The organism is Rothia sp. HMSC071F11, assembly GCF_001809115.1.
Classification (GTDB): Bacteria; Actinomycetota; Actinomycetes; order Actinomycetales; family Micrococcaceae; genus Rothia; species Rothia dentocariosa.
The window spans coordinates 1-8,050 of sequence record NZ_KV795743.1; the positions used below are offsets into that span (position 1 = coordinate 1).

The following is an 8,050-nucleotide window of genomic DNA, read 5'->3' on the forward strand; positions in this document are numbered from 1 at the left end:
CGCATAAGACACAGAAAACAACCAAGTTTTCACATAAAAAGCTTCCCTCGGCCAAACACCAGGTGTTACTCATGGTGAAGCCCGAGGGAAGCTTTTTAGCTCCCTACAACCAGCTCTAGACACACTCGTGGTCGTACCCATATGGGCGTACACCATTTATTCAACGTTATCCCGGTAACCTAATACCCGTTTATTTCTTCCGAAGGAGTATCTTCCAATGGGTGACCAGCCAGATCGCAACAGCCCTCACTATGCCAACCGTAATGATGTAGAGTTTGATGATGCTACGTCAGATGCTCTCGCGAGTGCGTGCCGAAACGCCGCGCGCGACCTTCGGGATAAAGTGCCTGGTCAAAGAACCAAAGCAGATACAGCTATGGTCGAGTTCAAAGGGTACTTCTCAAAACTCTATGACAATAACATCAACACTGCCGTTGATAATGGTAAAGATATTGCCACTGTTCTTGACCAGCTTGCCAAAGTGGTAGACAACCTCAAAGAGGCCGCTCATAAAGAACAAAAAATTCGTGAAGACGCCCGGCATTATGAAGATGATTGGTTCGGACTTCGCAAAAGCTGGGATGATTTCTGGGGTTCCGCTCCAAAACTTCCAGACCCCTATATTCCAGACACCACGATTGATACTACCCAGGTTGGTCAACGTGAGCACCCCACCCCGGGCGCTCCCGGAGGTGGATCGGGTTCTACAAGTGGCACCTCTTCAGCAAAGCCATCAGATTTGCGAGAAAGCGCAAAAACCTCACATCAGCTGTTCGTGGATTTCCGTAATGTCCCCGGCGATATTCGTGCTAAAGCCGCTAATTTTAAAGAAAAATGTAAGTGGGGCACCATCGACTGCGAAAATCTTCTGACGACTTTCGACAAATGGAACAACGCCAATGACCAAGAAGATAAATGGGCAACCACAATCGCAGATGAGTTCGCTAAAGCAGGCAGTGAAAACACCGTTAACACGGTTTCTAACGCCGCGCTCCAGGCTGCCCTCGATAATAAATCCATCAAAAGCAGCCGCGAAGATATCAAGGTTCCCGCGCCATCCGTCGTAGGTCAGCCTACCTCCAGCGGCTATGCGAATGACCCGGTCAACGTTGCGACCGGTAACTTTATCGAAGAGGAAATCGATATTGCGTTTAGCAACCTCGCTTCCTCGTGTGCCGTCACGCGCATGTACAACAGTTTGGCTGTGCACGGTAATGGCGATGATTTGCCACCGTTGGCTGGGGTTTTCGGTCCGGGCTGGTCTTCTAACCTTGATACGGTCCTGAATTTCTCTGATGAAGGCGCTACCTGGATTATGCCGGACGGCCGTCACCTGTTCTTTGCCCGCGCTGGTGAGGGTTTTGCGCGAGTTGAGACCGATCCCTACTGGCTTACTCGCACTGGTGCCAGCGAAATCGCCACCACACCTATGGGGCGTTTCATCCTGGAAACCTGTGCTCTGAGCACTGAAGCTGACCTGTATATCATCTCTGATAACCAAGGTCACCTGTGGTTCTTCACTCTCACCGGTGCATGGCTTGGCTCCACGGGTGGAGAAGGCACCACTTTGGCGGTCACGCGCGCTGCTGACGGGCTCATTTCCTCCCTGGTGCATGAGCTGAACCGTTCTATCATGTTTGACTATGTGGATGGGCTCGTCGCGGTAGCACGAACCTCGGCAGGGGAACGTGTCGAATACGCCTACGCCCCCGCAGGCAGTACCGCTGCCGGGCACCTGGTATCCATAACCAGCGGTGCAGGAACACGCACCTACGAACACGATTACAATGCGCTAATCCACCGCGTGATTGCTGCAGATGGCACCGTCGAGGTGACCAACACCTATGATGAGTCTGCCCGAATTGCACATCAGCATACCGAGTACGGTCGTGATGTGCGGTACTTGTACCTTGACGGCGGAGTGACCGAAGTTGCTGATGAAGACGGATCCCAAGCCAATGTGTGGATTAGCGATGACAGCGGCCGCCTAACCGCAATTATTGACGCTGACGGTGGGCGCACATCCTTCGGGTACGACCGGTTCAGCAACCGTATTCGGGTGATTGACCGTGATGGTTCTCGTACAACCCGCATCAGCGACAGCCGCGGACGTATTACCCGCGATGTTACCCCAGAGGGTCAAGATACCCGCTACGCTTACGATGAGTACGATCGCGTGACGGCGGTATCTATATCGGCGTTTGAAACGGACCCGAAGAAACGCTATGAAGCCACCCAGGCGCGCCGCAATGCAGCGGATGCTGAGGCTGATACCGGTGAGGTCACTCCGATCTCAACGGTTACTTACGAGTACGCTAACGCTTGGGATCACAATCCCTCCCGCGTTGTCGATGCGTTGGGCGGGGTCACCGAACTAAATTGGGAGGGTGGCTTGCTGACCTCCCTGACCGGCCCCGAAGGGGTCAGCATGACTCTGAATTATGACGAGTTTGGTAACCTGACCAGCTTTGCCGACCAAGAGGGCAACACAACCTCGTTCACCTATACCGCTGCCGGGCACCTCGCTCAGGTTACTACTCCGCTAGGGCTCACAACCTCGTTCACCCATGACGCGGCTGGCAATATTACCGGGCGGCAAGACCCTGACGGTTCCCGCTGGAAGTTCGAGTACACCGCTGGTCGTCGTTTGGTCGCAGTCATTGACCCCTCTGGTGCACGCACGAGTTATGAGTACGGACCCAGCGGTGATATGACTGCGGTTATCGATCCGCTCGGTCGCCGCACCGAACGCACCTTTGATGAAAACGGAAACGTCGCCACAGTAACCCTGCCCAATGGGGGCGTGTTCTCGTATGTGTGGGATGGACTCTCACGGCTTATTCGTACGGTTGATCCGGCCGGTGGCCACTGGGAGAACACCTATGACGCCGCCAGCGTGCTCACGAAGATGACAGATCCGACCGGGGTACGCGTGCATACTCAGGCAGATCGCAAGAGCGGCAGCGTTACCAGCTGGGACGGCACCGACGGCGTGCGGGTTAAGTTTGACCATCTTGGCCGCCCTGTTGCGCGTGAAGAAATTTTCTCCCCGACGGAGGCAGCCCAGGAAGCTCCTAAAGCACGGGCAGAAAAAACCGATACCCCCGAGTCCGCCGCCGAACTGGTGGTTTACGATCCGGCCGGTAACCCGGTAGAAATCCTGGATGCTGAAGGTGGTCTGACCCGGTACGAATACAACCTCGCCTCCCAGCTTGTGCGTCAGGTTTCGCCTGCGGGGCGTATTACCGCATACACGTATAACAGCTGTGGGCGTTTGGATTCTGTTACTGAGGGCGCTGAAACCGCCGAGGCCGTTACAACTCGGTATTCCTATGATGCCGACGGGCGCCTGACCGAGCGGAATCTGCCCGGTATGAGCGAGAAGATTACGTATGACGCAAACTCGCGGGTTATCTCGGTTATTGGCGGTTCTGGCGGGGACGTGTTCTACACGTATGATGCGTGTGGACGTGTGCGCAGCATTCGAGATGCCGCCTGGGGAACCCGCAAGTTTAGCTATGATGCCGCCGGGCAGGTCACCGAAGTCACCAATGGTCTTGGCGGTGTTACCCGGTATACCTACGATGAGGCTGGCAATGTCACGAAGGTGACGGATCCTGCTGGGCGTATCACCACCTATGAGTACGATGTGCTCGGGAACATGGTGAAGACGATGGATCCTGCCGGCGCTATAACCTTGTATGAGTACGATGCTGCTGGTCGTGTATTGCGTGTAGTTGATGCAGCCCAGAAGGTACATGCGTGGGGCTACGACAGCTCTGGTGCGGCATGTGCGTATTCGGTGGATGGTACCGAACAGCTGCGGGTAGATCGTGATAACCGTACCCGGTCGGTGACGGTGACTGACTATGCCGCCAGTATTCCTGCTGATGACCGTGACGGAAGCCTGCCGTGGGTGTCTCGGTACGAGTTGGATAGGCTCGGACGTATCACCGCGGTAGCACGCTCGTGGGGCGAGTCCCAGTCTGCCGCTTCCGGTAGTGGTGCGTATGAGCTGTCGTATGCGTATGATGCCGACGGTTACCGCACTGGGTTTACCAGTCCGTATGGCGCACTGGCCTACACGCGGAACGCGGTGGGGAATATTAGTGCTATCACGAATACTGATACGGGTGAGCAGTCTTCGCTCAGTTATGATGCCGCCGGTGCGCTCATCCGGGCGCAGGTAGCCGATACGGTGCGCTCGTGGACCTATGACGGTCACGGCGCGATAACGGGGTACACCGAAACCGCTGCGGATGCTGATAACTCTGCCGATGTGCGGGTTGAGATTATTCGTGATGAAGCTGGCCGGATTGTGGGAGTAGATTCTGCCGCCGGGCTGATTACGTATGCATATGACGGAGCCGGTCAGTTAGTATCTGCCCGCCGTGGAAACGAGCGGATGTCTTGGGTGTGGGATGCCGCTGGGTGCCTAATCCGCGAAGAATACACCCGAAACACTACTACTGGTGAAGACGCTACCGATAATGCTGCCTCTGAGGCTGCTGGCTGGGTGCGTGTGCTGGCGTATGATGATGCGGCACAGGTGCGTGCGATTGGTACCTACACCGCCACTAGTGTTGCAGGTAATGCCGATTCTGATGCTAAGCAGGTGCGAGAGTTCCTCGCCGATGGGAACGCTAGCGAGTTTACAGCCCAACTGCCTGAGCATGTTGACCTGAATTTTGCCGGTGATGGGCGCACGGTTGAGAGGCTGCCGCTGACCTTGGTGCGGTTGTATTCCTATGATGCTGTCGGTCGTCGTACGGGTGAGGTTGCCTCGGATGGGTCTTCGGTGACGATGGGGTATAGCCTGGCGGGTAGTATTGCCTCGATGACCACAGCGGATAGTGGTTCGTGTGCTCGGGTGCAGGTGGCTGCCGGAGTGGCCGGTGAGGTTGCCGGTATTTCCTCTCTTGCTTCGGGGTGGACTCCGGTGGTGATGGACCCGACGGCGGAGGTGCCGACCGTGGTGGGTGTGGGCGAGATGCCTGTGCCGACCACGGGTGTGAACATGCTGGGTACCCCTGCTTCTGGTGGTTCTGGCGTGCGTGGTACTTCGTCGTCTGTGCTTGCCGGGGGTGCCGGTGTTCTGGGTGGTTTCACCTCGAATGCTGGGGTGTCTTCTGTGCCGGGGCTAGCTGGCCCGGCGGGGTTGTTGGATCCGTTCCAGTTACCAACCACACCTCTGACGGGTTCTGATGCTGCCGTTGCTGGTGCCGTGCCGGGTGTGGGTATTAATGCTTCCGGTGCACTCACGGTTGGTGGGTATGCACTGATTGGCGCTCGGGTGGCTGACCCGGTGAGTAGGTCGTTTACGTCTCGGGATCCGCTTCTGCCGGTACCTGGTGCTGGTTGGGTGGGTAACCCGTATTCGCTGGTGGGTAATAATCCGGTGGGACTAGTAGACCCGTGGGGTTTGTCGCCGATTAGTGTGGAGGATTTGAACAAAATCCGAGAAGATCGCGCGAAGATGTGGCAGAACATCGGTGAATGGGCTGCTACGGTTGCGATGATTGGCGCTGGCGCTGTTCTTGGAGCTATGGCGACTGGACTAGGTCCTTTAGGCGGTGCTGCTTTTGGCGCGGCTTCGGGCGCTTTGATGGGTGCTGGTATGTATGCATTGGAGCAGAAGGTCTCAGGTAAGTCTATTGATTGGGGTAAGGCTGGTCAAGAGGCTATTAAGGGTGCTATTACTGGCGCTGTCACAGGTGCTATTGGTGGTGGTTTCACGAACCTGGCGAAGCTTAAAGAGCTGGGGAAGCTGGGGAAGGTCGGCAACTTCGTTGCTGATAGTAAAATAACCCAAGATGTTATTCAAAACGCTGCTAGTGGTGGTGTCGGTAATACTGTGGAATATGTCAGTAAAGGCGGTCGGGATCCTTTAGAAGCGCTCGGAAAGTTCGGTTCTGGTGCTGGAAGTAGCGCTCTTGGCGCTGGTGTTGGCGGTAAGATGAAGACTAAGCTAGGTGTGCCAGGCTATGCTGACGGGTCAACGATGGGTAGGGTGCAGTCTGGTCTCCGTACCGTCGGCTCAGATGCGGTAGCTGGTGGTTCTCGGGAGTTATCGAAGTACACGATGGAAACAGCTCCTTCAGGTACTTTCAATCCACGTACTGCCGTAGAGAAGACCGGAACAGGTATGGCGAAAGATGCAGTAAAATCTAGTGTCAAGACTGCTGTGAAGATGGATAAAGAAGATGCAGCATATTACCGGTCAACTGCTGCATTTGCGTTGAAGAATCCGCAACTTACGGCGCATAATGCGGTGCAGGGAATTCAGACAGCAGCTACGAAAGCTAGCGATTCTCTGCAGATCGCGGCGATTAAGGTGCAGAATTATGATTATAGTCAGTTGGTTACTCCCCCAATACTGCGGTAGAAGCTAGAAGGGTTATCAATGGTGCAACAAAGCGTTCGCAATGCCAAGGGATGGAAGGGAATGCTCGTTTCTATTCTTGTTCTTGTGGTTCCTGCTGTAGTTATTATGCTGGCAATACATATTTTTCGTGATGATAGTGAGGGGAAGTACAAGTACTGCACGGTCGAGAAAGCCTGGGCAGAATACCGTGCTGGCGGTGATCTCTCAGGCAATACCGACTATACCCGGGTAGGGTGGGTTGAGACTCGGGAGTGTGGAAAATTAGCGCTTTCAGATTCCCCGAATAAGGATCAATCAATGGATGATTATATGGCCTCCATTGAACCGGGAGGGTATTACAAGGTGTATATGACAAATGTACAGTTGAACTCTCCGGGGCTGACATCGGTGACTCGGTTAGAGAAAGCGGAGCGTCCCTAAAAGAAACGAGGTTTTTATCTTTTAGAGAGAGGAGGGGGTGTGTTCGTGTATTCTGCACGAGCACACCCCTTAGGCATATATTCTGAGAACTTATTTTCACTAGAAGAAACGGTGAGGGGGGGGTCGCTTATATGGGTCCTGCATTTTACGGTCTGCTCGGCGTGTTCCTGGGGCGTGCCAGTTGTAGGTGGGGATTAGTGCCGTCCACGATGACGGTACCGGTGGCCTTCGACAAAGTATCAGCACGGATGGTACCGCTGGTGTTAAGAGATGCAGCAGCACTGTTTCAATCGTGGTGATGATCCGGCTGATGGTGGGTTGCCAGACTTCGAAGTCTTTGGTGAGGGTTTCTTCGGTGTGGTTGTGCCGCAGGTATCGTAGAGTGGATTTCACCCCCTGAGTGAGGGTGAGCTTATGGGGTTTGATGTTTAACCTGTTCCTGGTGAGGGTCGTGTTGAATATGTTCAGTGGGGTGGCGAATTATGCCGTTAAGCCCGTGGTACGGTGTGAAGGCAACGGTTCCTACCTGTACGCGTATGGGTGGTGGTTGGTCTTGATATTTCACCATCATACGTGGACACAGGGTCAAGGGCCGTTATTTTTATGTCTCGGGCAGGGTGCTTCTACATTAATAAATAACGCTCATGGCACTATTTATAATAGAATAAAAAAATTTAAGAAGGTGATTACACAATGATAAAACTATTAAAGTCAAATCTTTCATGGTTCCGACAGAAATATATTATTGTGCTTGTGCCGTTGGGATTTTTATTATTTTTTGGTATATATTTTGGGGTTTCGGCTCACAATAAGAATAATCCAATCATTAAGGAATGCACTGTTACCAAAACCGAGGTCAAAAGACATGATTCGGTATCAGCCAACTCTCCAGAAACCACGTATAGTCTGCATATAGAGTCATCGGACTGCCCTCAGATGGTATGGTCCGATATCGGTGAGAAAGACGCAAACTATTATCATAATCTACTAAAGGAAGGGAAGAGCTATAAATTTGGGCTTCCCAGAATTGTCCTCTTTCCTGGTACTGAAAATAGTATTGTGAGGATCTATGTAAACAGGTCTTAGAGATTTATGAGATGTAAGAATATTAAAGAAACGTTGGTAACAAGTATTATTTTTGTCGTTGCTGTAAGTTTTATGCGTTTTTATATTTTCTTTCGCGTGATGATAGTGAGGGGAAGTACAAGTACTGCACGGTCGAGAAAGCCTGGGCAGAATACCGTG

The 8,050-nt window shown here is 53.4% G+C and carries 3 protein-coding genes; 2 read left to right on the plus strand and 1 reads right to left on the minus strand.

All coding sequences use genetic code 11. The features are described 5' to 3' along the window. The first annotated feature begins 217 nt into the window (after nt 1-217). Together HMPREF2554_RS04045 and HMPREF2554_RS04050 are read left to right on the plus strand one after the other, a co-directional pair. Nucleotides 218-6,385 (plus strand): DUF6531 domain-containing protein, encoded by a 6,168-nt coding sequence (locus HMPREF2554_RS04045; RefSeq protein WP_070554101.1) that lies wholly within the window; start codon nt 218-220, stop codon nt 6,383-6,385. 60 nt (nt 6,386-6,445) lie between these two features. Beyond that, nucleotides 6,446-6,805 (plus strand): hypothetical protein, encoded by a 360-nt coding sequence (locus HMPREF2554_RS04050; RefSeq protein ID WP_246825994.1) that lies wholly within the window; start codon nt 6,446-6,448, stop codon nt 6,803-6,805. Between the two features lie 99 nt (nt 6,806-6,904). Here the strand turns inward: HMPREF2554_RS04050 and HMPREF2554_RS11980 are convergent, their stop codons facing one another. Next, the gene (locus HMPREF2554_RS11980) at nt 6,905-7,273 is read right to left on the minus strand and encodes a transposase family protein (RefSeq protein ID WP_083297435.1); all 369 of its coding nucleotides are present in this window, start codon (nt 7,271-7,273) and stop codon (nt 6,905-6,907) included. Nucleotides 7,274-8,050 lie beyond the last annotated feature (777 nt).

Bases quoted from the DNA above. Each gene is read 5' to 3' on its own strand.
- HMPREF2554_RS04045 (WP_070554101.1), top strand. From the start codon at position 218: ATGGGTGACCAGCCAGATCGCAACAGCCCTCACTATGCCAACCGTAAT.
- HMPREF2554_RS04050 (WP_246825994.1), top strand. From the start codon at position 6,446: ATGCTCGTTTCTATTCTTGTTCTTGTGGTTCCTGCTGTAGTTATTATG.